This is a genomic window from Arhodomonas sp. AD133 (genome assembly GCF_051195215.1).
Taxonomy (GTDB): Bacteria; Pseudomonadota; Gammaproteobacteria; order Nitrococcales; family Nitrococcaceae; genus Arhodomonas.
In genome coordinates, this window is sequence record NZ_JBNAZM010000057.1 from 1 (window position 1) to 26,811 (window position 26,811).

Annotated in this window: 24 protein-coding genes and 2 pseudogenes; 19 read left to right on the forward strand and 7 right to left on the reverse strand. The window is 63.3% G+C overall.

Going from position 1 to position 26,811, the window contains the following annotated elements; all coding sequences use genetic code 11:
* Positions 1-82 precede the first annotated feature (82 nt).
* From ACPEES_RS20225 to ACPEES_RS20235, 3 genes are all read right to left on the reverse strand, one after another.
* Positions 83-1,795, reverse strand: a complete 1,713-nt coding sequence (locus ACPEES_RS20225) for a BCCT family transporter (RefSeq protein WP_435105663.1) — start codon at positions 1,793-1,795, stop codon at positions 83-85.
* Positions 1,796-2,223: 428 nt separating this feature from the next.
* Positions 2,224-2,469: an FmdB family zinc ribbon protein gene (locus ACPEES_RS20230; RefSeq protein ID WP_435105665.1), complete on the reverse strand. Its 246-nt coding sequence runs from the start codon at positions 2,467-2,469 to the stop codon at positions 2,224-2,226.
* A gap of 167 nt (positions 2,470-2,636) precedes the next feature.
* The gene (locus tag ACPEES_RS20235; protein ID WP_435105667.1) at positions 2,637-3,416 is read right to left on the reverse strand and encodes a hypothetical protein; all 780 of its coding nucleotides are present in this window, start codon (positions 3,414-3,416) and stop codon (positions 2,637-2,639) included.
* A gap of 225 nt (positions 3,417-3,641) precedes the next feature.
* Here ACPEES_RS20235 and ACPEES_RS20240 point away from each other — a divergent pair, with 225 nt between their 5' ends.
* From ACPEES_RS20240 to ACPEES_RS20290, 11 genes and pseudogenes are all read left to right on the forward strand, one after another.
* Positions 3,642-4,286 (forward strand): class I SAM-dependent methyltransferase, encoded by a 645-nt coding sequence (locus tag ACPEES_RS20240; RefSeq protein ID WP_435105669.1) that lies wholly within the window; start codon positions 3,642-3,644, stop codon positions 4,284-4,286.
* Positions 4,287-4,485: 199 nt separating this feature from the next.
* A complete protein-coding gene (locus ACPEES_RS20245) occupies positions 4,486-4,782 on the forward strand; it encodes a metal-sensitive transcriptional regulator (RefSeq protein ID WP_435105671.1) in 297 nt (98 codons plus the stop codon).
* Between the two features lie 1,055 nt (positions 4,783-5,837).
* Entirely contained in the window at positions 5,838-6,392 is a 555-nt protein-coding gene (locus tag ACPEES_RS20250; protein WP_435105673.1) for a cupredoxin domain-containing protein, read from the forward strand.
* A gap of 477 nt (positions 6,393-6,869) precedes the next feature.
* Positions 6,870-6,926, forward strand: a pseudogene (locus tag ACPEES_RS20255) (heavy metal-binding domain-containing protein); the annotation flags it as partial.
* Positions 6,927-6,980: 54 nt separating this feature from the next.
* The gene (locus ACPEES_RS20260; protein WP_435105708.1) at positions 6,981-9,077 is read left to right on the forward strand and encodes a copper-transporting P-type ATPase; all 2,097 of its coding nucleotides are present in this window, start codon (positions 6,981-6,983) and stop codon (positions 9,075-9,077) included.
* Between the two features lie 323 nt (positions 9,078-9,400).
* The gene (locus tag ACPEES_RS20265; protein WP_435105675.1) at positions 9,401-9,601 is read left to right on the forward strand and encodes a CopZ family metallochaperone; all 201 of its coding nucleotides are present in this window, start codon (positions 9,401-9,403) and stop codon (positions 9,599-9,601) included.
* 72 nt (positions 9,602-9,673) lie between these two features.
* Positions 9,674-12,178 carry a heavy metal translocating P-type ATPase gene (locus ACPEES_RS20270; RefSeq protein WP_435105677.1) on the forward strand — a complete coding sequence of 835 codons (2,505 nt, stop codon included), beginning with the start codon at positions 9,674-9,676 and terminating at the stop codon, positions 12,176-12,178.
* Between the two features lie 229 nt (positions 12,179-12,407).
* Positions 12,408-12,626: a type II toxin-antitoxin system CcdA family antitoxin gene (locus tag ACPEES_RS20275; protein WP_435105679.1), complete on the forward strand. Its 219-nt coding sequence runs from the start codon at positions 12,408-12,410 to the stop codon at positions 12,624-12,626.
* Between the two features lie 175 nt (positions 12,627-12,801).
* Positions 12,802-12,927, forward strand: coding sequence for a CcdB family protein (locus ACPEES_RS20280; RefSeq protein WP_435105681.1), 126 nt, complete (start codon positions 12,802-12,804; stop codon positions 12,925-12,927).
* 340 nt (positions 12,928-13,267) lie between these two features.
* Entirely contained in the window at positions 13,268-14,431 is a 1,164-nt protein-coding gene (locus tag ACPEES_RS20285; RefSeq protein WP_435105683.1) for an Acg family FMN-binding oxidoreductase, read from the forward strand.
* Complete coding sequence (locus ACPEES_RS20290; RefSeq protein ID WP_435105710.1) at positions 14,431-14,907, forward strand: MarR family winged helix-turn-helix transcriptional regulator; 477 nt, start codon at positions 14,431-14,433, stop codon at positions 14,905-14,907. The genes ACPEES_RS20285 and ACPEES_RS20290 overlap by 1 nt, the downstream gene beginning before the upstream one ends.
* A gap of 116 nt (positions 14,908-15,023) precedes the next feature.
* Here ACPEES_RS20290 and ACPEES_RS20295 read toward each other — a convergent pair whose 3' ends face one another.
* On the reverse strand, positions 15,024-16,268 hold the full coding sequence (locus ACPEES_RS20295; protein ID WP_435105685.1) for an MFS transporter: 1,245 nt from the start codon (positions 16,266-16,268) through the stop codon (positions 15,024-15,026).
* Positions 16,269-16,378: 110 nt separating this feature from the next.
* On the opposite strand from ACPEES_RS20295, the gene ACPEES_RS20300 reads away from it, so the two are divergent.
* Together ACPEES_RS20300 and ACPEES_RS20305 are read left to right on the forward strand one after the other, a co-directional pair.
* Positions 16,379-16,969 carry a TetR/AcrR family transcriptional regulator gene (locus tag ACPEES_RS20300; RefSeq protein WP_435105687.1) on the forward strand — a complete coding sequence of 197 codons (591 nt, stop codon included), beginning with the start codon at positions 16,379-16,381 and terminating at the stop codon, positions 16,967-16,969.
* 222 nt (positions 16,970-17,191) lie between these two features.
* A complete protein-coding gene (locus tag ACPEES_RS20305; RefSeq protein WP_435105690.1) occupies positions 17,192-18,436 on the forward strand; it encodes an FG-GAP repeat protein in 1,245 nt (414 codons plus the stop codon).
* Positions 18,437-18,685: 249 nt separating this feature from the next.
* On the opposite strand, the gene ACPEES_RS20310 is transcribed toward ACPEES_RS20305, so the two are convergent.
* Both ACPEES_RS20310 and ACPEES_RS20315 read right to left on the reverse strand, forming a co-directional pair.
* Positions 18,686-19,585 carry a DMT family transporter gene (locus ACPEES_RS20310; RefSeq protein ID WP_435105693.1) on the reverse strand — a complete coding sequence of 300 codons (900 nt, stop codon included), beginning with the start codon at positions 19,583-19,585 and terminating at the stop codon, positions 18,686-18,688.
* Positions 19,586-19,974: 389 nt separating this feature from the next.
* Positions 19,975-21,006: an Ldh family oxidoreductase gene (locus ACPEES_RS20315; protein ID WP_435105696.1), complete on the reverse strand. Its 1,032-nt coding sequence runs from the start codon at positions 21,004-21,006 to the stop codon at positions 19,975-19,977.
* Positions 21,007-21,108: 102 nt separating this feature from the next.
* Here ACPEES_RS20315 and ACPEES_RS20320 point away from each other — a divergent pair, with 102 nt between their 5' ends.
* Together ACPEES_RS20320 and ACPEES_RS20325 are read left to right on the forward strand one after the other, a co-directional pair.
* On the forward strand, positions 21,109-21,327 hold the full coding sequence (locus tag ACPEES_RS20320; RefSeq protein WP_435105698.1) for a hypothetical protein: 219 nt from the start codon (positions 21,109-21,111) through the stop codon (positions 21,325-21,327).
* Positions 21,311-22,099: a maleate cis-trans isomerase family protein gene (locus ACPEES_RS20325; protein ID WP_435105700.1), complete on the forward strand. Its 789-nt coding sequence runs from the start codon at positions 21,311-21,313 to the stop codon at positions 22,097-22,099. The genes ACPEES_RS20320 and ACPEES_RS20325 overlap by 17 nt, the downstream gene beginning before the upstream one ends.
* 251 nt (positions 22,100-22,350) lie before the next feature.
* Here ACPEES_RS20325 and ACPEES_RS20330 read toward each other — a convergent pair whose 3' ends face one another.
* The gene (locus tag ACPEES_RS20330) at positions 22,351-22,848 is read right to left on the reverse strand and encodes a hypothetical protein (RefSeq protein WP_435105702.1); all 498 of its coding nucleotides are present in this window, start codon (positions 22,846-22,848) and stop codon (positions 22,351-22,353) included.
* Between the two features lie 15 nt (positions 22,849-22,863).
* On the opposite strand from ACPEES_RS20330, the gene ACPEES_RS20335 reads away from it, so the two are divergent.
* The 4 genes and pseudogenes from ACPEES_RS20335 to hsdR all read left to right on the forward strand — a co-directional run bounded on the left by ACPEES_RS20335 (position 22,864) and on the right by hsdR (position 26,626).
* Positions 22,864-23,028 carry a DUF6088 family protein gene (locus ACPEES_RS20335; RefSeq protein ID WP_435105712.1) on the forward strand — a complete coding sequence of 55 codons (165 nt, stop codon included), beginning with the start codon at positions 22,864-22,866 and terminating at the stop codon, positions 23,026-23,028.
* A gap of 334 nt (positions 23,029-23,362) precedes the next feature.
* Positions 23,363-23,737 (forward strand): TA system antitoxin ParD family protein, encoded by a 375-nt coding sequence (locus tag ACPEES_RS20340; RefSeq protein ID WP_435105704.1) that lies wholly within the window; start codon positions 23,363-23,365, stop codon positions 23,735-23,737.
* Positions 23,738-23,902: 165 nt separating this feature from the next.
* Positions 23,903-24,044, forward strand: a pseudogene (locus ACPEES_RS20345) (IS3 family transposase); the annotation flags it as partial.
* A gap of 125 nt (positions 24,045-24,169) precedes the next feature.
* A complete protein-coding gene (gene hsdR, locus ACPEES_RS20350; RefSeq protein WP_435105706.1) occupies positions 24,170-26,626 on the forward strand; it encodes an EcoAI/FtnUII family type I restriction enzme subunit R in 2,457 nt (818 codons plus the stop codon).
* Positions 26,627-26,811 lie beyond the last annotated feature (185 nt).

A 26,811-nucleotide genomic window follows, 5' to 3' on the forward strand; every position in this document is an offset into this window, starting at 1 on the left:
CCGGCGCGAACGCGTCTTGCCCCCGGGCCGCTGTGGTGCTCTGACGTATGACAATACTTCTGAGAAGATTAGTAACTCCGTCCTAGTGCCGCCGTTCACCGGTGCCATCTGAGCCGGTCACCGAGCCTGCATGCTCCATAGTCGGCTCAACAGGCACGTTCGGCTCCTCGGGAACCGTCGGATGGCTTTCTTCCTCGGCCTGGCGCTCGGCCTCACGTTCGTACTCGCGCAACAGCAGGTGCTCCAGCCTCGCGCGCAGCAGTTGCTCCTTCTCGTCGAGCCGTCGGGTTTCCAGGACGAGGTCCCGGTATAGGGCATACGCCATCAGCACCATGAGCAGCATGAACGGAAAGGCGGCGATGATGGACACGGTTCGCAGGCCGTAGAGCCCGCCACTGAGCAGGAGCACGGCGGCCATTAGCAGCTGCAGGCTGCCCCAGAGAACGCGCACGAAACGGGTGGGGTTGAGCACGCCCTTCGATGTGAACATACCGAGGACGAAAGTGGCCGAGTCGGCGGAGGTAATCACGAACATGCACACCAGGAGGATCGCGGTGATCGCGGCGATCCTCCCACCCGGGAGCTGGTCCAGGAGCACATAGAGGCCGGCGGGTACCTCCTTGGCCACGGCATCGGCAATGCCGGCGTCGCCGAACAGCTCAAAGTGAATGGCAGATCCGCCGAAAGTGGCGAACCACAGCATGCTCAGCATCACCGGCACGATCATCACGCCCAAGACGAACTCGCGAATCGTCCGGCCACGGGAGATGCGCGCGATGAAACTGCCCACAAACGGCGCCCAGCTTAGTCCCCACGCCCAGTAGAACATGGTCCACTGCTCTACCCATCGCGCACTGGAGTAGGGCGCGGTGACCAGGCTCATCTCAATCAGGTTGCCGAGGTACTCGCCGGCGGTCTGGGTCAGCTCGCCCAAGATGAAGGGCGTGGGGCCCAGCACCAGGACAAACACGAGCAGTGCCGCTGCGAGCGCTATATTGGCATTGCTCAAAAGGCGGATGCCCCATTTCAACGGGGTCATCGCGGAGACGATAAACAGGGCGGCCAGCGCGGCCATGATGAGGAACTGGGACTCGGTCGAATAGGGCAGAAGGCCCAGGCGCGCCAGGCCGCTGTTGATCTGCAGCGCTCCGAGCCCGAGTGTGGTGGCGACGCCGAAAATCGTGGACAGGACAGCCAGAATGTCGATGGCGTGCCCCCAGGCACGGTCCACGCGGTCCCCGAGCAGCGGCCGGAACGTCTCGCTGATGAGGCCGTGGCTGTTGTGCCGGAAGCGGACGTAGGCAATGGCGAGTCCCACCACCGCGAAGATTGCCCACTGGTGCACGCCCCAGTGGAAGAATGCGTACTTCATACCCGTCTGGGCGGCCTCGGCGGTGCGCGGCTCTGCGATACCCAGGGGCGGGTCGTTCAGGTGCATGATGGGCTCAGCCACACCCCAGAACACCAACCCCACCCCCATGCCGCCGGAGAAGATCATGGCCAACCAGCTCATGAAGGAGAACTCCGGTGGCTCGTTCTCCGGACCCAAACGGATCTTCCCGAAGCGAGACAGAGCCAGAGTAATGGTGAACAGCACGAACCCGCTGGTGGCGAGCAGGTACAGCCAGCCGAAGTTGTCTGCCGTGGCCTCCAGGGTACGCTGCGCGGTCCGCTCGACCGCGGCCGGGTAGGCTGCTGCCACCGCCACGAACGCCGAAACCACGAGCAGTGAAACGAGGAATACGACGCCCACATCGCCCAGCAGCGTTTTGGCGAAGTCCCGCAGTCTACTCATCGCACCCCCGCATCGGGCCGGATAGAATCTGCCGCCATCGCCGCGGGCGGCGCGACTCCTTTCGAAGGAAGAGCATGGTCACTATCAGTACGGACGAGCCATACTCCCCTTGCTGCGCGAAGACATCCCTTCAAAGGTGACCGATTGTTCTTCACTATCCCCCCCGAATGCCTCGCCGGCATAAGGATTCCGAAGGTCGACCTCACCCAATCGCGCCGGCACATTCCGAGCCGACACGCCTTGCGCACGCAACTGCGCCGCCGCGATCAAGGCTCGACGAGCGCCCTCCAGGTCGGCTACCTGGAGTCCACAAGCTGCCCAATCGAGCTCCGCCACCCCAATTAGGTAGCGACCGACCGGATTATATGGCGCCAACCAGTCAAGATCGTTGTGCCGGGATTGGCGCGCGCTGCGCAAATTCTCCACCGCTAACGGCAACCGCGCATGAGGGGCGTCGAGTGCGCGAGCAATTTGAGCATAGCGGGCTGCCAAGCGGTTAACGCAGGCCTGAGGTTGCAGCAAAGGAGCCTCGAGCCACGTAACCAGACGGTCGAAAAAAGAGGCGCGCTCAAATGCCGCGGGCACTTGGGGTGGACATGGGAATGCTCGCGGACGCCTTCTTTGCGGTCGAAAAGCTCATGGCATTTCCGGCAGCGGTACTCGTACGTCGGCATGGCCACCTCCCGCGGCGTCCGTCGTCGAACCACCGTGAAGGCATGAGGGCGTTACGGAAAGCTTCCTCGCCACACGGGCAAATTGGGACATCCCTGCATCATTTCCAGGGTTGACGTGGCGCGCTATCTTCACGCGGATGCGTTCGGCGCGTCGTCCACGTGGCGGACTAGGGCGACAGCACGAAAGTCACCCGATCCACCCCCGTATTGCCGCTATCCCTGTCATAGGCGTAAACGATCGCCTCGTAGGTGCCCGGTTCGGCCAACTGCAAAGTGCCCGCGAATTGACTGGTTTCACCGGCGTATTCGAGTTGTGCCACGCCGGCACGCTCGCCGTCGCGGTAGAGCAGCGCTGCGACCTCGTAGTCGTTCGCGTCCCATAGCCCGTCCGGTTCGATGGGGCAGCCGCACATCATCGTGACGTTCGCGCGGAGCGTAACCTCAGCGGGCAATCCGGAGCGTTTTTGATGTGTCGGCGGTGCGAGCACATCGACCACGAAGCCGGGTAGCTCCACCATCCAGCCGTTGCCACCGCTAAGATCCTTCCCCGGAATCACCCACTGGGTAGCGCTTACCCGGTTGGCCGACTGCCGCTGAGCCAGCGGCCCCTGGGCCGTGAGCTCAACGAGACGGGGGCGGTCGATATCGAGCGTGGTACGAAAAGCGGCAGCATCTTCCGTGGCCAGAACGGGGCTGCGGCCACTGGGCTCCTTCATGATACGCGTGGTGTCTCCCGTGCCACCCCGGGTCTTACCCTCGGCGAGCAGCTCTCCGGTGTAGGCATCGCGGAGTGTCACCTGGACACCCCCCATGCTGGTTCCGATGAACTTGGCGTCACGGCTGATTACCCGCACGGTAATGTCCGTCGGCTCGGCGCTGGCCGTCGAGCCAAGGCCGATAGCGATCGCAGCCAGCGCGATTGCCAGTTGTCTCGTCGTTATGCGCATGTCGCTCCTCCGTCGCCTGATCTGCAACCACCCCTCGATTCTCGGCTGCCGCTGAAAACCCGCCGTTGATTCAAGTCAACCGGACCATCGACGCAATGGCGCAATCTCGATGGGTCCGTGCGCGTACCGCGGGGTCAACGAGCGCCAAACTGTCGGGAGCGCGAGAACAGGGTCACCGGGGAAGCGCATCAGCACGGTTGGAAACGCTGCAGTAGTAGGCGCGGTATGGGCGGAAGGAGAGGGCACGGCCGCAGGAGCCGCATCCTGAAAGAGTATTCCCGCCTTGCGGCGCAATACGACAGCAAGTGGTCGTTTTACCTCCAGGCGACGACGGAAGCGACACTGAAACGGCTGACGGTGCGGGCGAACGACCGGATAATCGATATCGGATGTGGCACCGGCATCCTGCTCCATCGCCTGTCGGCAACACACGCTGCAGAGTTGCTGGCCGGCGTCGATCCGGTGCCCGAGATGCTCGCGATCGCGCGCCGGAGGCTTTCGCCATCGATCCCGCTGCGCGAGGGGTGGGCGGAGAAACTCCCGTTCGAGTCAGAATCGTTCGATATTGCGATTTCCGCCAATATGTTCCACTACATCGAGCAGCCCGTAACCGCCCTTCACGAGATCGCCCGCGTGCTGCGTCCCGGAGGAGGGCTGATCATCACGGACTGGTGTCACGACTATCCTGCGTGTCGCGTAATCGATTGGTATCTGCGTTTGCGGGGCCGAGCGCTCTTCCGGACTTACTCCGAAGGAGCATGTATACGGCTACTGCAAGAAACCGGTTTTACTGTCATCGAAAGCGAACGCTACCGTATCAATCCGCTATGGGGCCTGATGACGATCAAGGCTACGAGGAATGCCGCTTGATCCCCGCGCCGTATGCTGTGGGTACGGGGGATCGTCTCGGGGGATAGGCGGTATCGCGCTATGGCTTTACCGGGCAGGGATGTTGTCGGAACGTCTTTGCCGCGCTAGATTCGCCCATCCCGCCAGGGGTGGGAGATTCAACCGGATTCGCGACGACGATGCCGACTACTTCGCAAACTACGAGCCGGAGCCATTGGTAATGACCAACGAGGAACACACCTGCGGTCTGCATCTGGATCCCGAGATCAGAGAGGATGCGCGGCGGCGGCTGCTCTCCGTCAAGGGTCACGTCGAAGGGATCACCCGCATGCTCGAGAAGGAGCACGTCTACTGCGTTGACGTCCTCAAGCAGATCAAAGCCGTAGAGGGTGCCCTGAGCAAGGTCGGTGACTTGGTCCTGCGAAGCCACCTGAGAAACCATGTGGTCACCGCGCACGAGCGCGGCGACGCCGATGCCATGGTTGCCGAGCTCATGGAGGTGCTCAAGTACCGTTAGCGTGCGTCTGCCCCTGAGGCCTCGTAGACTTCGAGGGCGGCACCCTCCAGGCGGATTCCACTCGTGCGTCCCGGCGGATGCGTGGCGTCCGCCGCCATTTCTTCAGTCTCCGCCACCCCGGACCGAGGCGGTGGTCAGGATCAGGAAATCCAACGACGCAGGATTGGCATTCACGCGCCAACCATCGTCGATGCCCAGGGTAACGGCCATCACCGTGCCTGTATTCGAGGCGGCTGCACTGGGGTATCCTGCAGGCCTGTGAACCAATCGGCATGACGACTGTCGCACGACGAGGCGTGCAAGAAGGACTGAACACGGCCACGCAGGAACGTGGATCAGGCGGGCACTGTCGGGACTTCGAGAGCATTGGGGGCAATGCGAGCCATCGAACACGCTGGGGAAACTGGCAGGGGGGCAGCCGGGCCTTTGCGGCGAATCGACGTCGTCCTGGTCGCGTTGGCGCTACTGGTCGGACAGGTCAGTGCAGCCAGTTGCATTACGGATATCCATCCTCAGCGCCCCCATGCCTCGCAGACGCATCGGGACGACGTGCACGGCCCCGGTGCAGTCATGGGCTGCGACCAGAGCGTGCTGTCCGCGCTCGTCACTTCGCGGGCACCCGACCGCGATCCCAATCAACCGGCACTGCCCGTAACGGTTGATGCAACGTCAACGGCTCCCGCGCGAGAGTCAACGCACCTCGGCTCGACAACCGCAACACCTTCCAATTCCGTACCTACCTATATCAGAACCGCGAGACTGCGGCTCTGATATCCCCATCCGGTTCCGCCTCAAGCCGTTGACCGGCCGCACGGGCTGTCATCAGGCGTAAAGCGTGAACCGGCGCCTGTCTCCGTATACCAGCTAATCGACCGTCGCGAATTCGGGAACCCGCGCCCAATCCGCGCCACCGGTCGGTGCTGTGCCCGTTGCAGACGCTGACCCAAGGGCATTCAACACCCCGCGGACATGGGCACGGGTGCGCGAGTGCCGATGGCGAGGGCCCGGCTGACGAAGATCGTAGCGTTTTTTGTGGAATTTGAAGGGGATCAGACATGAAACAGACTTCTCGCATCGCAAGCGCCGCACTGGTCGCTATTGGTTACCTGGGTATGGGAGCGGCATGGGCCGGACCGGGCCATGGCGCCGGGCACGGCCGCGATTTCGTCGGCGGCCATCCCGGCAAGGCCTCCGAAGTCGACCGCACCGTGGAGATCTCGGCAGCCGACGTGCATTTCGACCGCAAGAGAGTGGAGGTGGCGGCCGGCGAGACGGTGCGTTTCGTCGTCACCAACACGGGGAACACGATGCACGATTTCACCCTCGGCACGCCGGCAGTACAGAAGGCGCATCGCCGCGAAATGGCTGAGCTCATGAGCCAGGGCGGCATGCGCCATCATGACGACCCCAACGCCGTCATGCTGAAGCCAGGGGAAACCAAGGAGGTAATCTGGACCTTCGAGCAGACGGAGGCTTTCCTGTTCGGATGCAACGTGCCGGGGCATTTCGAAGCGGGCATGAAGGGTGAGATAGCGATCCTCGATGGCTCCGACGGCGAGGAAGTCGCCCACGCGGAAGACGACAACGAAAGCGCAGGGCACGACTCATAGGCAGTGTGGGCCCGGAGTGCAGACTCCGGGCCCACTGGTTTAGTTGACCGAGGTCAGCACCGAGAGGGAAAAGGCGTTCTAGCATTGGGTACGTTTTCGGTGGCTACGAGTGGAACATCCTCGACAGCCGCGGAGAACGTCCCAGCAAGGGGCGTCCGGCAGCGAATGATTCACCGGCAGGGTCAGTTCCACGGCGCTTCCGCGCCTCGTCTGCATACCACTTCAAAGCGCGCCAGCCATCAATGCCGTCCGCGGTGCCGCGTAAGCGCAGTAGTCACCGTTGACCTGCAAAGTGGCACCGAGTAGCTTGGCGGAACATATACCCCACCCGGGGTGGGGCACCGAGCAGACGGGGACCTTCCTATGGACCAGCGTCGAGACGCAAACGAATCGTCACATGACCCGACCCACGGACCAGTGTCGGCGGCGACGCAGGGTCGTGCTGGGAACGCTGCCGATGCCGGCTACACCTGCCCGATGCATCCGGAGGTGGTTTCGGACCGGCCCGGGGAGTGTCCCAAGTGCGGGATGGCCCTGGAGCCCGCGACACCGCAGGTCCCGGCAACCAGGACCGAGTGGACCTGTCCGATGCACCCGGAGATCGTTCGGGAGGAGCCCGGGGAATGCCCGAAATGCGGGATGGCCCTGGAGCCACGGCAGGTCACCGCTGAAGAGGCGGAAAACCCGGAGCTCAGCGACATGACCCGGCGCTTCTGGGTCGGCGTGGTGCTGACTGTGCCGGTTGTCATTCTGGCAATGGGCGGGCTCGTCCCCGGCGTGGACATGGACGCCATGGTTCCGCACGGCATCCGGGTCTGGTTCGAGCTGGCGCTGGCCACCCCGGTGGTGCTCTGGAGCGGTTGGCCGTTCCTGGTCCGCGGCTACCGCTCCATCGTGAGCTGGAACCTCAACATGTTCACACTCATCGCTCTGGGTGTGGGCGTGGCCTATGTCTACAGCGTCATCGCCACACTTTTGCCCGGCATCTTCCCGCCTTCGTTCCGGGATGAAGGCGGGCAGGTGGCCGTGTACTTCGAGGCGGCCGCCGTGATCGTGACGCTGGTGCTGGTAGGCCAGGTGATGGAACTGCGGGCACGCAGCTCCACCAACGCGGCCATCAAGGCGCTCCTGGGGCTGGCCCCGAAGACCGCGCGCCGGGTCAACGACGACGGCAGCGAGGAGGACGTACCCCTGGAGCAGGTGCAGATCGGTGATCGGCTCCGGGTTCGGCCCGGGGAGAAGGTGCCGGTGGACGCCACGGTCGTCGAAGGCAGCTCCTCCGTTGATGAATCCATGATCACCGGCGAGCCCATTCCGGTGGAGAAGGGCGAGGGCGAGAAGGTCATCGGTGCCACCGTCAACGGCACCGGCTCCCTGATCACCAAGGCCGAGCGCGTGGGCAGCGATACCCTGCTTGCGCAGATCGTGCAGATGGTGGCCGAGGCGAGTCGCAGCCGTGCGCCTATCCAGAATCTGGTGGACGTGGTCGCCGGTTATTTCGTGCCGGCAGTGGTGTTGAGCGCAATCATCACGTTCATCGTTTGGAGCATCTGGGGGCCGGAGCCGGCCATGGCATACGCGCTGATCAACGCCGTGGCAGTGCTGATCATCGCCTGTCCGTGCGCGCTGGGCCTGGCGACACCCATGTCCATCATGGTGGCGAGCGGCAAAGGCGCCTCTGTGGGCGTGCTGTTCAAGAACGCCGAAGCGCTCCAGACCCTGCGCCGGGTCGACACCCTGATCGTGGACAAGACGGGAACCCTGACCGAAGGGCGCCCGCGACTGCAGGACGTGGTGGCCGTCGAAGGTTTCGACGAGGATCAGGTGCTGAGTCTGGCCGCCACGCTGGAACGGGGCAGTGAGCACCCACTGGCCGCGGCCATCGTTCAGGGCGCCGAAGAGCGTGGCGTGACACCCGGTCGTTATACGGACTTCGAGTCGGTAACCGGCAAGGGCGTCGAGGGCCGCATCGGTGAGCAGCACGTGGCGCTGGGCAACCGGGCGCTCATGGAGTATCTCGAGATCGATGTCAGTGCCCTGGGCGAGCGCGCGGAAGCGTTCCGGGCAGAGGGCAAGACGGCCATGTTCGTCACGGTGGACCGCAAACCGGCGGGCCTGGTGACGGTGGCGGACCCGGTCAAGGAGACCTCGCCGCAGGCCATCAAGGCGCTGCACGAGGAAGGCATCCGCATCGCCATGCTCACGGGAGACAGCCGGACCACAGCGGAGGCTGTCGCCAAGCGGCTCGGCATCGACGAGGTGATCGCCGAGGTGCTGCCGGAGCAGAAGGCGGAGAAGGTAAAGGCGCTGCAGCAGCAGGGACGGTTCGTCGCCATGGCCGGTGACGGTATCAACGACGCGCCCGCCCTGGCCCAGGCGCAGGTGGGCATCGCCATGGGCACCGGCACCGATGTGGCCATGGAGAGCGCCGGGGTGACCCTGGTCAAGGGCGATCTCATGGGCATCGTCCGTGCCCGCAGGCTCAGCCGCGCGACCATGCGCAACATCAAGCAGAACCTGTTCTTCGCGTTCGTCTACAACAGCCTGGGCGTGCCGGTGGCCGCCGGGGTACTGTACCCGTTCCTCGGGATTCTCCTGTCACCGATCATCGCCGCGGCCGCAATGTCGTTCAGCTCGGTCTCGGTGGTGGGCAACGCCCTGAGGCTGCGGCAGGAGAAAATCTGATCATGGACCGGGAGAAACGGCTGTCGCTGCGACAGAGCGACAATCTACGGTTCTGACTGGTGATCGCCGCCTTCCACCTCATGGCAGTGGTGCTGCTGCGGGGGATCGCAAGGTTCACGTGCTCGGTGCCCTGCCATGGCTGATCCTGGCCCAAGGGCGGAGTCGATCGCGTTCGTATTCAGCTTCTTCAGACGCCGGACGCCCCGGGATTCGTGCCGTTGCGGACCGGCGCCGGTTTGACACGATGGCCGTAGAGTATGATCATTTGACGGCATTCAACCCCACCCCCGGTGGGGTGGCAAACAACACGAGGGGACAATGTAATGATCAACCTGACGGTAACCGGAATGACCTGCGGGCACTGCGAGAAAGCGGTGGAGGAGGCTCTCGGCGAGCTTCCCGGTGTCGAGCGCGTGGTAAAGGTCAGCCGTGCCGATGAGGAAGTCGTGGTGGAAGGCGATCCCGACGTCGACGCACTCATTGCGGCCATCAAGGAAGAAGGGTACGAAGCGCGGGCGCAGTAGCGCTGGGTGCGCTTTTCGCTTTCCCGTCGGTGCATGGCGGGGCACCCCGGAGTGGCACAAGGGTAGCGGGTCATGGATCAGGAACTGTCATTCGGCGTAAAGGGCATGAGCTGTGCGTCGTGCGTCAAGCGCGTCGAGCGCGTGCTCGGCAAACAGCCCGGTGTGGTCGAAGCGCAGGTGAATCTCGCCGCCGAAAACGCACAGATAACCCTGGACGAATCCGCCGAAGGCCTGGACCCGATACTCAACGCCGTCACGAACGCTGGCTACGAGCCGGTTGTTCAGGAGGCGGAGATCGGTGTCGGCGGCATGACGTGTGCCTCTTGCGTGCGACGGGTGGAAAGGGCGATCCGAAAGCTACCGGGGGTCGTGGACGCCGGCGTCAATCTCGCCACCGAAAAGGCCATGGTCCGCTATCTGCCACAGACGGTCACGCCGCCGCGGATTGCCGAGGCCATCCGCAAGGCCGGCTACGAGCCAACGCTGGAGAGCAGCGAAGGTGAGGGTGATGTTGCCGGCGATCCCGAGCGGGAGGATCTACGCCGCCGGGTCGGATTCGCGGCACTCTTTACCGTGCCCCTGGTCACCATCGCCATGGGCAAAATGCTGCCGGTGATGGGCGAGGGGATGCTGAGCCTCATGCCGGAGCGCGGCTGGATGTGGCTCGAGCTGCTTCTGGTCATCCCGGTCCAGTTCTACGCGGGTGCCATGTTCTACCGCCAGGGCTGGGCGGAGCTGAAGCATCTCAGCCCGGGCATGAGCAGCCTGGTAATGCTGGGCGCTTCGGCGGCCTTCCTCTATTCCCTGCTGGCACTGCTGGTTCCCTGGATCTTTCCGCAGGGCACCGCCCACAGCTATTTCGAGGCAGCAGGTGTCATCGTCACGCTGATCCTCGTCGGCCGCTACTTCGAGCATATCGCGCGAGGCCGGACCTCGGCGGCCATCAAGAAGCTCATGCGGCTGCAGGCGAAGACCGCCCGTGTCATTCGGGACGATGAAACCGCCGAGGTTCCCATCGAGGCCGTAATCCCCGGAGACACCGTCATGGTGCGCCCCGGCGAGCGCCTGCCCGTGGACGGCGAGGTCATTGAAGGCCACTCCTACGTGGACGAGTCCATGATCTCCGGCGAGCCAGTTCCCGTGAGCAAGGCCGCCGGTGACGAGGTGGTCGGCGGCACCGTGAACAACAACGGCTCTCTGATCTTCCGCGCCAGCCGTGTGGGCGCGGACACCGTGCTCTCCCAGATCATCCGCATGGTAGAGCAGGCCCAGGCGGACAAGCCGCCGATCCAGGTTCTGGCGGACAAGGTGGCGGGCGTGTTCGTGCCCATCGTCATGGTCGTCGCGGCAGTGACGTTCGGCATCTGGCTGGGTGTCGGCCCGGAGCCGGCGCTTTCCTTCGCCTTCGTCGCCGGTGTCAGCGTCCTGCTCATCGCCTGTCCCTGCGCCATGGGTCTGGCGACGCCCACCGCCGTGATGGTCGCCACCGGCAAGGGCGCGGAAATGGGCGTACTGTTCCGCCGCGGCGCCGCCCTGGAGAGCCTCGCGCGTGCGGATACGATGGTGTTCGACAAGACCGGAACGCTTACCGAAGGGCGCCCGGAGCTCACCGATTTCATTGCGGTGGACGGCAGCGAAGCCGACGCCCTTGCCATGATCGCCGCCGTGGAGAACCGAAGCGAGCACCCCATCGCCGAAGCCATTGTCCGCGGCGCCCGGGCGAGAGGGCTGACTCTGCCCACGGTGGATCGATTCGAGGCGGTCGCCGGCTACGGCGTGGAGGCCGAGGTCTCGGGACGGACTCTGCATGTGGGTGCCGACCGGTACATGGCCCGCATAGGTGTGGACACAACCGCCGTGGCGGAGCGCGTGTCCACCCTCGCGGAAGACGGCAAGACGCCAGTGTACGCGGCCGTTGACGGCCATCTGCTCGCGGTGGCCGCCGTTGCCGATCCACTGAAGGCCGGCAGTGCAGAAGCAATCGACGCCCTGCGGCGGCTGAGTGTGGAAGTGGCGATGGTGACTGGCGACAACCGCACGACCGCCGAGGCGATCGCGCGCCACGTCGGGCTGGACCGCGTCATGGCGGAAGTGCTGCCGGACCAGAAGGCCGCCGAGGTCAGCCGGTTGCAGGGCGAGGGCGGTCGAGTCACTTTCGTGGGGGACGGTATCAATGACGCACCGGCACTGGCCCAGGCAGATACCGGCATCGCCATCGGCACGGGCACGGACGTCGCCATCGAATCCGGCGACGTGGTACTCATGCGCGGCGACCTCCGGGGCATCGTCAATGCCATGGAGCTGGCGCGGCGTACTCGTCGCACCATCCACCTCAACTTTGTCTGGGCTTACGGCTACAACGTCGCATTGATTCCGGTGGCGGCGGGAGTGCTCTATCCGTTAAGCGGCATTCTGCTGAATCCGATGGTCGCCGCCGGTGCCATGAGCCTGTCGAGCATCTTCGTGCTCACGAATTCGCTGCGCCTGCGGCGGTTCCGGGCTTCGTTGGCCCCAGCCAGCGATTCGTCGACCAGCACTGCCGCAACCGCGGAAGAGGGTGAACGACAGGCCGCCTGAGTGCAGACCATTCTTCCCGGCGGGTAGCCCGCCGCACCATACCGGTAATTGACGGGCCGGTGAGCTTTTCAGCGGTGCGCGAGTACAGGCGTACCCCGGTCACGCCTCGATCCCATGACGGAGCACCACCTGCACCCGCTGTGAATCCGCATGTAGCCGAGTGGGGGCTACCTTTGATGCGGATCATGTATGCGCATAATCTGAGCCTATACCGGTTGAGGATCTAGTCGTGCGCAAGGCTGTGAACCTTTCCCTGGATGAGGAGCTCGTCAAAGAGGCTCGGCGTCTCGGTATCAACCTTTCCCGGCAAGTGGAGTCGAGCCTGCAGGAGGCCGTCCGGGCTGCGTGGGAGCAGGCCTGGCTGGAGGAGAACGCTCAAGCTATCGAGGAGCACAACGCTAGGGTGGCCGAACGCGGCTGCTTCGGCGACCGGAACAAGGTGTGGTGATGCGGCAATTCGATGTTGTCGTCAACAAGGGCCGAGACCCGACTCATGTCGTTGTGCTTCAGTCGGACCTCACCCTGCAGTTGGATACGATCGTAGTGGCCCCCTATACCTGAGTGGTGTGTACGGCCAGCCGATCACGACCCTGAACCCGCTATTCCACATTGACGGCGAACCTATGTTGTTGGCCACCCAGCACTTGGCCGCTGTATCCCGCCCCACCTTGGGCGAGACGGTCGCCTCGCTGGCCGACGAACGGGAGACGATCGTCGCGGCGGTCGACCTGCTGTTCACGGGTATCTGACCAGCAGTGATGGCCGGCTGGTGATCGCAGAATACGGGGAGGTCGCAGGCATCCATTCCACCGGTTCCCCCCGATCCGCTGGACGCTAACTACCGCCGAGCCGCTCCTCGACGGGTTCTGGAACGAAAACGTGACGGCTGTCCTTGAGGAATGCACGGCCGACACGGGCAAGGACATCGCACTGGAGGACCAGGTCGCGATATTCGGTGGGGTCTATCGGGTCGTCAGGGCTGATCAACGACTACGGCAACCCCTCACGGCTGGCTGCGGGCTCCGTAATTGCACCTAGTTTAGCGATTAACTACAATGGTTAAACGCTAAACTAGGTGCAAGACTCGTTATGCTGATGAATCGCAGACAGTTTCTCCGTATCGCCGGTACCAGCGCGGTCATCGTGGCTGCCTCAGCCACCGGCGGCGCGGGATTCGTGCTGACTCGACGGCCGGACGAGGCCCTCAAACCCTGGGACCTTGCCGGCAAAGCGTATTCGGATACCCGGGTTCGGGCGCTCTCCTACGCAATCCTTGCCCCGAATCCGCACAATCAGCAGCCGTGGATCGTCAATCTGGACCATCCTGGGACGGCTACGCTCTATGTCGATCGGACACGCTTACTGCCGGAAACGGATCCGTTCGACCGTCAGATCACCATCGGCCTTGGGTGCTTCCTTGAGCTGCTGCGTCAGGCTGCGGCGGAAGACGGCGCTACGGTCGAGACCGAACGCTTTCCACAGGGCATCCCCGGTGACAGACTCGACGACCGTCCCGTCGCGGCAATTCATTTCCCGACCGGCTCCGCAACCCCTGATCCGCTGTTTGCCCAGGTCCTCGACCGACGCAGTGTAAAAGCACCGTTCGACCCGGAGCATCGACCCTCGACCTCTCAAGCAGACGCGCTAGTGAACGCGGTGGACACAGCGGGTATCGAGACGATTGTATCGACGGAGAGCCCGCAGGTTGCCACGCTCCGGGAACTCACCTGGCGGGCTTGGCAGGTGGAGATGAGCACGCCGGAGGCTTGGTCCGAAAGCATCGAGCTGCTGCGCATCGGCAAAGCCGAGATCGAAGCGAATCCCGACGGTATCGATATTCGCGGAGCAATGCCCGAACTCCTGTATCGGTTGGGCGTCTTCAGCAAGGAGGACTCCACGAATCCCGATTCGACCTCATACCAACGGACCCTCACGAAGTATGAGGAGATTTTCTCGAACACGCCGGCGTTCGTCTGGCTGATTGGCGAAGAAAACGATCGATTGAACCAGCTCTCGGCCGGACGCGCATGGCTGCGGCTGAATATGAAGGCCACGGAACTGGGGCTCGCGCTGCATCCAGTCAGCCAGGCATTGCAGGAGTATCCACAAATGTCCGGGACATATGCCGATCTTCATGACAAGCTCAGCGTCGCCTCACCCCGACGCGTACAGATGCTGGGCCGTCTGGGGTATGGCCCAGTTGTTCCGCCAAGCCCCCGTTGGCCAGTAGAAGAGAAGATACGCCGCACGTGATGGTGAAAAACTCACAACCCAATACGCGACAGGGCGCCCTGCCTGACGTCTTCGCCGTCTTCAACGAGATCGGCATCATCGCGCAGCTCACGGAGACGAAGATGGAACGCGCGCTGCCCGACGGCCTGCGTATGTCCCATTTTTCAGTCCTGAACCATTTCGTCCGTCGCCCTTATCCGGCAACGCCCGTGCAACTGGCTCAGGCATTTCAGGTGACAAAGGCGGCTATTACCAACACGTTGAACCGCCTGGAGACCCGCGGCCTGGTGGAAATTACCCCCAGCAGTGAAGATCGCCGGAGCAAACAGGTCGCGATTACCCCACGAGGTCGCGAAGCGCACACAGCTTGCCTGGAAGCCTTGCGGCCGGAGCTGGCGCAAGTGGAGGCCGCCTTCGGCCGTCAGGCTTTCACCGAGGCTCTTCCGTTTCTTCACCAACTCCGTCAATGGCTCGATGAAGAGCGCAACGCGCGCTGACCATCGGGACCACTGACTCGGGACGTTGGTCAGCATTGTGCTGTCCAATGCCGCAGCCTCGTGGAGACCACGATGATCTAGCTTTTCGCTACCCCGACTCGTAATTCATGAGGCGGCTACGTAGCGGTAACTGGGTCGAATGCCGAGGCTCGCTTCTCAACAATTGGCAGGTGCACAAGGCCCGAGAAGACCCCCAAGGCCACCACGATCCACCAGATGAGTTCATAGCCACCTGTGCGCTCGAATAGCGTCCCGCCGAGCCACACCCCAAAAAACGATCCTAGTTGGTGAACAAAGAATACGACGCCAAACAAGGTACCCATGTAGCGGGTACCAAACATAACGGAGACCAGTCCAGATGTCGCTGGCACGGTCGAGAGCCATAACAGCCCTATAGCGACTGAGAAGAACATCAATCCGGCGACGCTTGGAGGCATCAAGATGAACCACGCGATCAGGGCCGCACGTCCGAAGTAGATAAACGAGAGAATCGCCCGCTTGCTGTGCTTCGTGCCGAGAGCCCCCGAGCTGTAGGCCCCAACTACGTTGGCCAGACCAATAAGGGCAAGCGACCAGCCTGTCGCTGACGTGCTTACGCCAAGATCGGCCAAGTATGGCGGCAAATGGACCATAATGAACGCAAGTTGGAATCCGCACACGAAGAACCCGAATAGCAACAGCACATAGCTCCTGTGGAGAAACGCAGAGCGCAGGGTGCGGGCGACTCCTAGATCCAGCTCTTGGGACAAGCTACTATCTGGACGGTCAGCTTGACTTCGGAAACCGAGCGCCAACAGGGGCACGAGGCCAGTAATACCGGCGAGCAAGACTGCCGCTCGCTGCCAGCCGTAAGCGTCAATCAGCCCCTGTCCGAGCGGGGCGAAAACGAACTGTCCTAGAGAACCTGCCGCAGTCGCGAGCCCGAGAGCCCAAGAACGGCGCGACTCAGGGACGAGTCTGGCAAGAGCACCGAGTACGGTTATGTAGGAAGCGCCTCCCATCCCCAGGCCGACAAGCACGCCGGCCCCAAGATTTAATTCCAAAGGTGCACTGGCAAACGCCATTGAAGCGACGCCCAGTGCATACACGAACCCTCCCGCTACAAGCACTCGGATAGGCCCATATCGATCGACTAGCGCGCCAGCGAAGGGCTGACCCATGCCCCAAAACAGATTCTGTAGCGCAATGGCAAGGGCAAAGACCTCACGACTCCAGTCGTGCGTACCGGAGACGGGATCGGTAAACAACCCAAAGATCGAGCGCACACCGAACGTTATTAGCGAGATGAGGCAGGCGCAGGCAAGAAGAACACCGAACGCGCGAATGCTGGAAGAGGGATGGGCGACGGGCTTCGAGGTCATCGTCATACTCCAACATAACCTTACCGGTCGGTATACATTAGCCGACGACAATGCACCGACAACACACACCCCCATGTTGTGTCATGTATACCGGTCGGTATAATAGCAGCATGAACGGATCAAAACGTCAAACACGCGATGCCATCATCGGAGCAGCCGCCAAGCTCTTCTACGACGAAGGCATAAGAAAGATCGGCGTAGACGCCATAGCGGCAGAGGCGGGCGTAACCAAGCGCACCCTTTACTACCATTTCAAATCCAAGGACGAGTTGGTATCGGCTTACCTGGAAGACCGTCACGAGCCAACGCTCGCCATGCTTCGGCGGACACTGGCCGGCGACGGGGATGTGGTGGGGCGGGTCAGGAACTTCTTCTTGGCACTACACGAACGTGTCCGATCGGTCGAATGGAAGGGCTGCCTGTTCTTGAGAGCGGTGGCTGAGGTGCGAAGCGAGCCGGGCCATCCCGCGCTCGAAATCGCATCGACGCACAAGACAGCGGTCGAGGCGTTGTTCCGGGAGCAGTTGGAGGCCGAAGAAGTGCCTCATGCCGCGCTCTGCGCACAGCAATTGCTCTTGCTTTATGAAGGCGCGTTGATTGAGGTCCTCGTCCGATCCGACCCTGAATATGCTATTGCGGCTGCCGATGCTGCGGCCTTACTTGTGCATGTCTCACTAGAAGGAAGTTCCGACGGCCGCTAAGAACCCTGTTCGGCAGTTGGAGGTGTGGACTTCCCCCGCTCCCGTGAACACCCCGGCGCCTCATTGTGAGGCCTGCTCGAAGGCCTCGGGACTGACGTCGCCGAGATGGCTGTGGCGGCGTTGATGCGGCAGCCGGTCCGCCATAGTACTCGGAGACAGTAAGGCCCCGGTAAGACTCGGCGTCTACAAACAACGAGAACCCAGGTTTCTATCGGAGACGTCATGTCCATCCACAATCGTTCCATGCCCCTGGCGCGCGTGCGTCCCCTCCTGTCTGCCGCAATGCTCACCGTTCCGTTCGCCGCGATGGCTGCATCGCCCACGACCTTCGTGGCCGCAGACGCGGCCGATGGCGACCTGTTCGGTACGGCCGTGGATGTCGACGGTAGCCGGATCGCGGTAGGGGCGTCGTCCACGGATCTCGAGCGCGACGATGTCGGCGTGGTCTACCTGTTCGACGGCACCGCCGACGGCGCCGAGCCGGTGGCGATGCTCCAGGCAACCGACGGCGAGCTCGCCGACGGATTCGGCGCGGCCGTCGCGGTCAGCGACGACGCCGTTCTGGTCGGGGCGCCGGGTGTCTTGCTCTCGGAGCTGAACGAGGGGGCGGCCTATCTCTTCGAGCGCGATGGCGACGCGTGGTCCCAGGTCGCGAAGCTCCGGCGCGAGACGGTCGGCAAGAACGATATGACCGGTGTCGCCGTGGCGTTGGACGACGGGGTCGCCGTTGTCGGATCGCCGGGGGCGGATGCCGCCGGCACGGATTCGGGCGTCGCGCTGATCTACGAGCGCGGGGAAAGTGCCTGGACGAAGGTGGCGACGCTGACGCCGGAAGCGGCCGGCGAGCGCTTCGGCTCCGCCGTGGCCGCGGACCGCGACCGGATCCTGGTGGGCGCCAGCGGTAACGTGCGGACGAAGGAGACTACCGGCAGCGCCTACGTCTTCGAGCGTGGGGATAACGGCTGGCAGCAGGCTGCCAGGCTGACGCCGTCGGATGGCGCCGGCGGGGACGGCTTCGGCGACGCCGTGGCACTCACCGGAGACCGGGCCCTGGTCGGCGCGCATTTCGCCGACCTCGGCGGCAGCGACGAAGGGGCGGCCTACGTTTTCGAGCAAGCCGACGGGCGCTGGAACGAGGTCGCCAAGCTCACTGCCCCCAAACCGGCGGACCGGGACCAGTTCGGACACGCCGTCGCCCTCGCGGGTGGTGTGGCGTTGGTCGGCGCGCCCCGCTTCGATCATCCCGGACGCGATTCCGGTGCAGTCTGGGCATTCACCCCGGGGGCGGAGGGATGGCGTCTGAACACCCGGCTGTCACCGGCGGCGTCGGACACCTACGACGAATTCGGTTCCGCCGTCGCAGCAGAGGAGGGCATGGCCGTCGTCGGGGCACCGCAGGACATCCCCGCGAACGCCGACGGCGAAGTCGTTACCGGTACGGTCACGCTTTTCCCCGGCGTGAAGTAGGACCAGCCGCTCTCGCTGGTTTCGGGCGCCGTGCACCCGCCGCAACGGTGCGCTAGCCGGGGCGCGTTCACCCGCGCCCCGGCTAGCGTCTCCAGCCCTGCCTTGGCGAGCGAAAAAGGCATCGCCACGCGTCCACGGCACGCACCCGGTCAAGCGTGAACCCGGGCATAGTTTCGACAGCGCGCCCGAGATTCACCCTGTGTTCGATTTGATCACTGACGGTACTCGGGCCGCCTGCCGTGATTGCCCTCACGCGGCGCTGCGCGGGCGACTCCGCCCCATCGGCCATACCTCGAGTACCCCCGCGAACAGCACCAACGCGCCGCCGGCTACCTCCAGCGGCCTCAGCAGCTCACCGGCGATCACCGCCGCCGAGACCAGGCCCACGAGCACTTCGGTCATCAGCAGGATGCCCACGCGCGCGGGCTCCAGCCGTGCGGCTGCCCACATGAGGCAGGCCACCGACAATCCCCACCAGACGCTGCCGGTGAACAGCGTCCAGGCAAGCGCCGGGGCGATCGATCCCGCCGACAGACTCGGCAGAGGCTCCAGCATCGGCGCGAGCGCGGCCGCGCCGATGCTGGCACCGAGGGCGAAGACGAAGGCCGATCTACCCGGTTGCACCGCCGGCCGGAAGCGAATACCCGTCGTCGCAATCGCCCAGAGCAGGCCCGAGGCCAGCCCCAGCCAGTCACCCAGGCCACGGGGAAACGGCAGCTCACCGTCCGCCCCCAGCACGAATCCAAGGCCCGCGAGCCCCACGACGATGGCGCCGAGGCGGAGCCACGGTGTCGGCCAGCCCATCACGTAGCGGCCAATCAGCGTGCTCCAGACCGGGGTCAGAAAGAACAGCAGGATGACAATCGCCACGCGCCCGTAAACCAGGCCCGCCGAGTAGAGCACGAACGCGAAGCCACCCAGCGCGACCCACGCGAGTGCTTGCGCGCTGGAGTGCGCAGAGCGCTGCCGTGTCCGCCAGGCAAAGGGTATCAGCAGAAGGGTGGTTACCAAGACGATTGCCAACGTGCCCCAGGCCCCTGACAGGCCGAGGTCGGACAACCGTCGGACCGGCAGCCAGTAGAAGCCCCACAGGCATCCGGTCCCGACGACAAACAGCGTGGCGATGGTAGTGGTGCGGTCGTTGTGCATTCCAGCGTGGGGCTGCCAAGGGGCGCTATACCGGAGTGTCCTGGAACACGAATTCGTATTCCGGGACACTACTAATCTTCTCAGAAGTATTGTCATGCGTCAGAGCGCCACAGCGGCCCGGGGGCAAGACGCGTTCGCGCCGGCGTGGCTGGGTCACGTCAAGCGAGCGCAACGCCGCCACCGGGTCGCTGTGGCGCTCCCTTTGGGCCGAACTGTGCGCCGATGGGATCTGCGTTGCTCACCGCTTGTGTAGCCCGGCTACACGGAGCGCCTCGTGCCTTGCCCCATCGGCGCACAGTCCGGCTGACGCATGACAATACTTCTGAGAAGATTAGTAACATCCGGAGCACTCGTTTTGACGCTGACAGGGCGTCCGAAACGTCGCCGGATCAGCTCACAGCAGCAAGGCCCTCCCGCTCCAGCCGTTCGAGCCGGGCGTTCTCTTCGGCCGTCAGGACGATCCCGTTCGATTCGGCCACCTCCCGCGCCGCGAAACGCCGTTGGGAGGGGAGACGGGCACCTTGTCCGACTATCGCGTCGAACAGCATCTCCGCCCGGGCCTCTGGCGAGCCCTCACGGCCGTTGGCGAAACGTGCGGGATCGAAGGCCAGGATCAGCTCGCCATGGCTGGGGGAAAGCGACGTATCGCCCAGCCAGTCCAGCGCCTCGCGGCTGGTGAGGTCACCGATCATCGCCCCGGCCAGCAATTCGATCATGGTCGAAATCGCGGAGCCCTTGTGGCTACCGAAGGGCAGCATCGCCCCGGCAAGCGCCTCTTCCGGATTCCGAGTGGGACTGCCGTCCGGCCCCAAAGCCCATCCCTGCGGCAGGGACTCCCCCGCGCGGCGGCGTAGTTCGATCTCGCCCCGGGCCGCCACGCTGGTCGCAAAGTCGAAGACGAACGGGTGGCCGGCGCGTGGCCACCCGAAGGCGAGGGGATTCGTGCCCAGCAGCGGTTCGCACCCGCCGACAGGGGCAACGGTGGCATAGCTGGGGCACATCGCCAGCGCAGCCAAGCCGTGCTCCGTGATCGCTTCGATCTCCGGCCAAAGCGCCGCGAAGTGGGTGCAGTCGTTGACGACCATCGCGGCGACGCCCAATGCCCCCGTGCGCTCGACCAGCTTCGGCAACCCGGCCTCGAACGCGGCGTTGGAAAAGCCGCCGCCGGCGTTCACCCGCACGATGGCACCTTCCTCGTCAGAGACGACGGGCACCGCATCCGGCACGACCTTGCCCCGCGCGAGCGTACGCAGACAGCCCTCGACGCGATAAATGCCGTGCGACTTGCAGCCATCGCGCTCGCCGGCAACCAGCACACGGCTCAGCGCGTCGGCATGCTCAGCGCTGAAGCCCGCCTTGCGAAAGATCGCCTCGACCCTGGCGGTCAGCTCAGGGATCGAGATCACGTGTTGCCCGTTCATCGCAGTACTCCTCGCCCATATCGATCATATATTTTATACAATCCAATGTGCCTGCCATGAGAGAAGCTGACAAGGTGGAAGAGTTCGCCTAGGAGAACTGCGATGCCGCGACATCGAGCCGCCTACCGCGTCGCCACTATGTGGAACGATGCAGCCGCCGGCCTCGAGCAGACGCTGCGCGACTACAATCGGATCAACAACCACCACATTCCGCAGCGCGTGCTGCATCACCGAACGTCGGTGCAGACCCTCAAGGCCTGGCAACAGAATCGACCCGAGCTATTTCGAAAACAGGTAGGAGAAGATGTCCAGACTACCTGAGTGGCAGTCAGATGGTTGGGGCTACCGAGCCCGAATCGGACTGCTTACACCGCACACCGACATCGTGCCGGAAGGCGAGTTTCACGCGTTGTCGCCGAAAGGCGTATCCGTCCACGCCGCGCGAGTTCCCTTGGGCTGGCAGAGGGGACCGGAGCCACCACCGATCGGGCTGGATGCCGTGCGTGCGTTCGCGGAACCGCCCGATGTCGACGTGGCGGTGGAGTTGCTTGCACGTGCGCCGCTCAACGCGATCGCCTATGCATTTACCAGCAGCGCGTACTTGCTCGGGCCCAAGGGAGACGATGCGCTTCGGCGACGGCTTGAACAGCGGTCAGGGGGCATCCCTGTGGTTCTCCCGTGTCAAGCGACCGCGTTGGCACTGAAAGCGCTCGGGGCCAAGAGCCTGGCATTGATCAATCCGCCGTGGTTCCCAGCCGAGCTGAGCGAGAAGGGAGCGACATACTTCCGGGACCTCGGTATCCAGGTACCGTTTTCCGCATCGGCGACCGACCTTGCCCCGAATCCAATGAGCGTCGGAATGGAAAATGTTTACGACTGGGTTCGCGAGCACGTACCCGATGCCGCCGAAACAGTGTTCATCGGAGGAGGCGGTTTGCGCGCGATTGGCGCAGTGAAAGCACTTGAAGAAACGCTTGGAAGACCGGTTCTGACAGCAAACCAGGTGGCCTTCTGGCGGGCGCTTCGATTGGCGAACGTCAACGACGATATTGAAGGCTATGGGCAGATCTTTGCTTGCCAACCGTCCGCCTGACCGACATTCGAAATATCAGGTGGCCACGAGGACGGGCGCCCGCCAAGCGGGATCCAGCGGCTCGGTGTCGGCCGCGAATGCGTCACGGACGTCCATAGCACAAAGTGCCGGTGACAAAGCTGCACTCGATAGCCTTGCCGTACTGGCGTGCCTGGCGGAGCGGTAAAGGAATCTGAGGTCCCGTCTTACACGGGAGTAGGGCGATGTGACGGGACTTGGCCGGCGCAATGACAAAGCCCGGCATGGCACGCTCAACCATGGTGGCGGTTAACCGCCTCAACGACCGCATCGGTGATCGCAGCCACCGTCTCAGGCCTGTCACCCACAAGCTCACGTAGGCGCTGCTGTAGCTGTACGTCCTCCTTGAGCTTGGCCTGCCAACCGCCGCGGGAGTAGAGCGAATCCCCATCTTCGGGCAGATAGCGATGAATCCGCATACTCCTCAGTAGAGGTTGAGGATCGATTCGACGGTCTGCACGTGGCAAGCGCCAGGGATCGAATTGCGGAGGCTGCACTTGGTCAATGCTCACCGGCAGCATCGTGTCGGGATCCGCCGTGGGAACGATGACCGGCATTGGCGTGACCTTCATAGTCCGGCGGCCATCGGCAAGGTACAGGTTGGCCCGACGTTGAGGCGGCCGTGGCGTCACCTCGGCCAGCGGCTGATCTTCGGGCATCGTTAACAGCCGCTGGATGTCCTCATCGATGGCGATGTCTTCGCCCGTCCGTCGTTCCAGCTTGGTCAGCACCGCACCAACCAACGCATCTTTCTACGACGCGATTTCACCGTCAGTGCAAGTCCGGAAGCGGTTCGGAAAGCCCTGACTCGCTTGCAGGAGGAGGGTACGCTTGTGCGTATTGGGCAAGGAATCTATGCACGGGCGAGGCGCTCACGGCTAAGTGGGGACTCCTTCCCGAAGGAGGGCTAAGCAGCGTTGTCGCCGAAGTGGCCAAGCGACTCGGCCGCGAGGTCATCTCGGATCCGCACACGCGGCAGTACAACGCTCGCGAATCCAGGCAGGTCCCCACAAGCCGGTACGTGGAACTCTCCGGGGCGTCCATGCGGCGCGAGCTCAAGATCGGACGGGGCAGAGTCCGCATGGTCGCGAACTGAAATACGGAATCGACGCGGTTGTGCGCGCACTGGCTGGCGTTCGCTGGCGTCCTCCGAACGCTGATGGGCGATGGCCGTAGCCACCGGGACCTCATTTCACGCCCCTGATGGTAGCCTGTGGTTCATCTGCAACTCACACGGAGGGTGGTATGACTAGTACTTCAGTACACTTGCCGGACGAGCTGGTGGAAGAGGCGCGCAAAGAGGCGCGAGTGTATAACCGCACGGTCAGTGGCCAGATCGAGCACTGGGTGAAGCTCGGACGCGCTGTCGAGACCACGCCCGGGTTCACGCTGGATCGGGTGCGTGCCGCGCTCGAGCAGCGCTTCGATCCGGAGGATCTGACGGCGGCCGAGCGGGAGATTTTCGAGGATCTGCTGGGAGAGGCGATGGATGCGCCGAGCAAAGCCAAGGATGACTTCCTTGCCGAGCTGCGCCAGAGAACTGGCACTGTGGGTTACGACGAACGCGGGCGCCTGGTGCGTACGCTTCCTGATGGTGGCGTAGAAGTGCTGGAGGAGTAATTGTCGCCACCCAGCCGCTCCATGCCTCGGTGGAACCAGTCGCCGTCATTTGCAAACCAGAAGGTGCCGCACACGGTGCTCACCGTCTTCTACGGTGAAGCGCTCCCCCGAGGTCCGGGAACGGGCGGTCCAGATGGTGCTGGAGCACCAGGACAGCTACGGCTCGTCATCGACGCCTATGCCCGACGCATTGTTGGCTGGCGGGTTGCCAGCACGCTGCACACCGAGGCGCCCTGGAACAGCGCTGCATCAACGCTCTCTCGGCGATACACCGCGGCTGGCGCACCACAGTGATAGGGGAGAGCAGATGGGCACCGAGGTGCAGTGACAACTGTGGCCTCATGAGACGCGGCGGAAAGGCGCTATTGGGATTGCGAAGCCTTAGCGCGCATAGCCCTTGTCAGAACACCGAAATCGGCGCATGGGTTGGGGATGGTTGACAAGAAATCACTAAGCGAGCGGGACATCTGCACCAAGTACATCACGCCCGCACTAGAGAAGGCGGGGTGGGACATACAGACGCAGATCCGTGAGGAGGTATCCTTTACGGCCGGACGGGTGATCGTCCGCGGTCGGCTCCATGCGCGGGGAAAGAAGAAGCGAGCCGATTATCTTCTTAGTTATCGCAAGAATCAGCCGCTCGCCGTGATCGAGGCCAAGGACAATAAGCACACCCTTGGTGATGGTATGCAACAGGCCCTTGCTTACGGCGAAGCGCTGGACGTCCCCTTTGTATTTGCCAGCAACGGCGACGGTTTTCTTTTCCACGACCGTACCGGGTTAAGCGCCAAGACCGAGACCCAGCTCACCCTCCATCAATTCCCGACCCCCGACGAATTGTGGGATCGGTACTGTCTTTGGAAAGGGATCCCCGGCTCTGCCCGGCCGGTGGTGGAACAGCCATTTTGCGATGATGGGAGCGGCCGCATCCCGCGCTACTACCAGCGGGTAGCGATAAACCGCGCCGTGGAGGCGGTAGCCAAGGGCCAGGACCGCATCCTGCTAGTAATGGCAACCGGAACCGGAAAGACCTTCACCGCGTTCCAGATCATTTGGCGGCTTTGGAAGGCAAAGCAGAAGCGCCGGATCCTGTTCCTGGTGGATCGTAACGTCCTCGCCGACCAGGCCAGGAACAATGACTTCCGGCCGTTCGGCCAGGCCATGACCAAGGTCACCAACCGCACCATAGACAAGTCGTACGAGATCTACATTGCCCTTTACCAGGCAGTCAGCGGGAACGAGGAAGAAAAGGACATCTACAGAGAGTTTTCCCCCGATTTCTTCGATCTCGTGGTCATCGACGAGTGTCATCGCGGCAGTGCGGCGGAGGAGTCCTCCTGGCGCCGCATCCTCGACTACTTCTCCAATGCGACGCACCTCGGCCTTACCGCTACGCCCAAGGAGACCAAAGAGGTCTCCAACATCGACTACTTCGGCAAGCCCATCTACACCTATTCCCTGAAGCAGGGCATCCAGGACGGGTTCCTCGCCCCCTACAAGGTGATTCGCGTAGACCTGGACAAGGACGTACAGGGCTGGCGTCCTTATCAGGGCCAGACCGACAAACACGGCCAGCTCATCGAGGACCGCATTTACAACCAGAAGGATTTCGACCGCAAGCTGGTCCTGGACCAGCGCACCGTGGCAGTCGCCGCCCGAATCACGGATTTCCTGGAGAGAAGCGACCCCTTCCAGAAGACCATAGTTTTCTGCGAGGACATCGATCACGCGGAGCGCATGCGCGAGTCACTGGTCAACCTGAATCCCAAGCGGGTTTCGGAGAACCGCAAGTACGTCATGCGCATCACGGGCGACGAGGCCGAGGGCAAAGCGGAGCTCGACAACTTCATCAACCCGGAAGAGCGGTATCCGGTGATCGCCACCACCAGCAAGCTAATGACCACGGGAGTGGACGCCCAGACCTGCAAGCTCATCGTCCTGGATCGCCGCATCAATTCCATGACGGAGTTCAAGCAGATCATCGGCCGCGGCAGCCGGATCAACGAGGACTACAACAAGCACTGGTTCACCATCCTCGACTTCAAGAAAGCCACCGAGCTGTTCGCCGACCCCAACTTCGACGGCGAGCCCGTCCAGGTCTACGAACCAAAGCCAGACGAACCGGTATCGCCGGATGACCCGGCGGCCGACGAAACGATGGACCCGCCGGGCGTGGGCGACGAGCGGGGAGCCTATGATAGCGGGCCGGGAGTGCCTGAGGATGAACCGGACACCCCCTGGGATGCCGATGACGCCTGGGGCCCTTGGAGCGACCTCGATACCGGTGGTCCGGGGGAGGGAGAGTCAGGCCCCAAGCGCTACGTCGTTGACGACGTGGAAGTGGAAATCCTGGCCGAGCGAGTCCAGTATCTGGACGCAAACGGCGATTTGATCACCGAGAGCCTGAAGGACTACACCCGCAAGCGGGTCAAGGAACAGTACGCCTCTCTCGACGAATTCCTGAAGCGCTGGGATCGCGCGGACCGCAAGCAGGCCATCATCGAGGAGCTGGCCGAACAGGGCGTCTTCTGGGACGACTTGATCCAGGAGGTGGGCAACGCCCTGGGCGAAGAGCCCGATCCCTTCGACGTCATCTGCCACATTGTCTACGATCAGCCGCCGCTCAGCCGCAAGGAGCGGGCCGCGAACGTGCGCAAGCAGAACTACTTCAGCCAGTACGGCGAGACAGCGCGCCAGGTACTCGACGCACTCCTGGAGAAGTACACGGATGCCGGCATTGAGCCCATCGAGGACCCCAAGGTCCTGAACCTGGATCCGCTTTCGCGTTTGGGCTCCCCTATGGAGCTCATCAAGGCCTTCGGTGGCAAGAAGGGCTACGAACAGGCCGTGCGCGAGCTGGAAGACGCCCTCTACGACCAGGAAGCTTGATAGCGGAATGAACCACTAACGCGCCCCCGCGCCACGCCAGTGGCGCGGGGGCGCCTAATGATCACAATCCAAGAGATCGACACCATCCATGGCCATCAGCACCACCATTACTAATCTTTTAGAAAGTAATGTCAGGTTCGATTGTGTATCGGCAGGCCGGGTGACGGAAGAACGACTGCACTAGT

Excerpts from the sequence above, each read along its gene's own strand:
- ACPEES_RS20225 (WP_435105663.1), bottom strand. The coding sequence starts at position 1,795 with ATGAGTAGACTGCGGGACTTCGCCAAAACGCTGCTGGGCGATGTGGGC.
- ACPEES_RS20230 (WP_435105665.1), bottom strand. The coding sequence starts at position 2,469 with ATGCCGACGTACGAGTACCGCTGCCGGAAATGCCATGAGCTTTTCGAC.
- ACPEES_RS20235 (WP_435105667.1), bottom strand. The coding sequence starts at position 3,416 with ATGCGCATAACGACGAGACAACTGGCAATCGCGCTGGCTGCGATCGCT.
- ACPEES_RS20240 (WP_435105669.1), top strand. The coding sequence starts at position 3,642 with ATGGGCGGAAGGAGAGGGCACGGCCGCAGGAGCCGCATCCTGAAAGAG.
- ACPEES_RS20245 (WP_435105671.1), top strand. The coding sequence starts at position 4,486 with ATGACCAACGAGGAACACACCTGCGGTCTGCATCTGGATCCCGAGATC.
- ACPEES_RS20250 (WP_435105673.1), top strand. The coding sequence starts at position 5,838 with ATGAAACAGACTTCTCGCATCGCAAGCGCCGCACTGGTCGCTATTGGT.
- ACPEES_RS20260 (WP_435105708.1), top strand. The coding sequence starts at position 6,981 with ATGCACCCGGAGATCGTTCGGGAGGAGCCCGGGGAATGCCCGAAATGC.
- ACPEES_RS20265 (WP_435105675.1), top strand. The coding sequence starts at position 9,401 with ATGATCAACCTGACGGTAACCGGAATGACCTGCGGGCACTGCGAGAAA.
- ACPEES_RS20270 (WP_435105677.1), top strand. The coding sequence starts at position 9,674 with ATGGATCAGGAACTGTCATTCGGCGTAAAGGGCATGAGCTGTGCGTCG.
- ACPEES_RS20280 (WP_435105681.1), top strand. The coding sequence starts at position 12,802 with ATGTTGTTGGCCACCCAGCACTTGGCCGCTGTATCCCGCCCCACCTTG.
- ACPEES_RS20285 (WP_435105683.1), top strand. The coding sequence starts at position 13,268 with ATGCTGATGAATCGCAGACAGTTTCTCCGTATCGCCGGTACCAGCGCG.
- ACPEES_RS20290 (WP_435105710.1), top strand. The coding sequence starts at position 14,431 with ATGGTGAAAAACTCACAACCCAATACGCGACAGGGCGCCCTGCCTGAC.
- ACPEES_RS20295 (WP_435105685.1), bottom strand. The coding sequence starts at position 16,268 with ATGACCTCGAAGCCCGTCGCCCATCCCTCTTCCAGCATTCGCGCGTTC.
- ACPEES_RS20300 (WP_435105687.1), top strand. The coding sequence starts at position 16,379 with ATGAACGGATCAAAACGTCAAACACGCGATGCCATCATCGGAGCAGCC.
- ACPEES_RS20305 (WP_435105690.1), top strand. The coding sequence starts at position 17,192 with ATGTCCATCCACAATCGTTCCATGCCCCTGGCGCGCGTGCGTCCCCTC.
- ACPEES_RS20310 (WP_435105693.1), bottom strand. The coding sequence starts at position 19,585 with ATGCACAACGACCGCACCACTACCATCGCCACGCTGTTTGTCGTCGGG.
- ACPEES_RS20315 (WP_435105696.1), bottom strand. The coding sequence starts at position 21,006 with ATGAACGGGCAACACGTGATCTCGATCCCTGAGCTGACCGCCAGGGTC.
- ACPEES_RS20320 (WP_435105698.1), top strand. The coding sequence starts at position 21,109 with ATGCCGCGACATCGAGCCGCCTACCGCGTCGCCACTATGTGGAACGAT.
- ACPEES_RS20325 (WP_435105700.1), top strand. The coding sequence starts at position 21,311 with ATGTCCAGACTACCTGAGTGGCAGTCAGATGGTTGGGGCTACCGAGCC.
- ACPEES_RS20340 (WP_435105704.1), top strand. The coding sequence starts at position 23,363 with ATGACTAGTACTTCAGTACACTTGCCGGACGAGCTGGTGGAAGAGGCG.
- hsdR (WP_435105706.1), top strand. The coding sequence starts at position 24,170 with ATGGTTGACAAGAAATCACTAAGCGAGCGGGACATCTGCACCAAGTAC.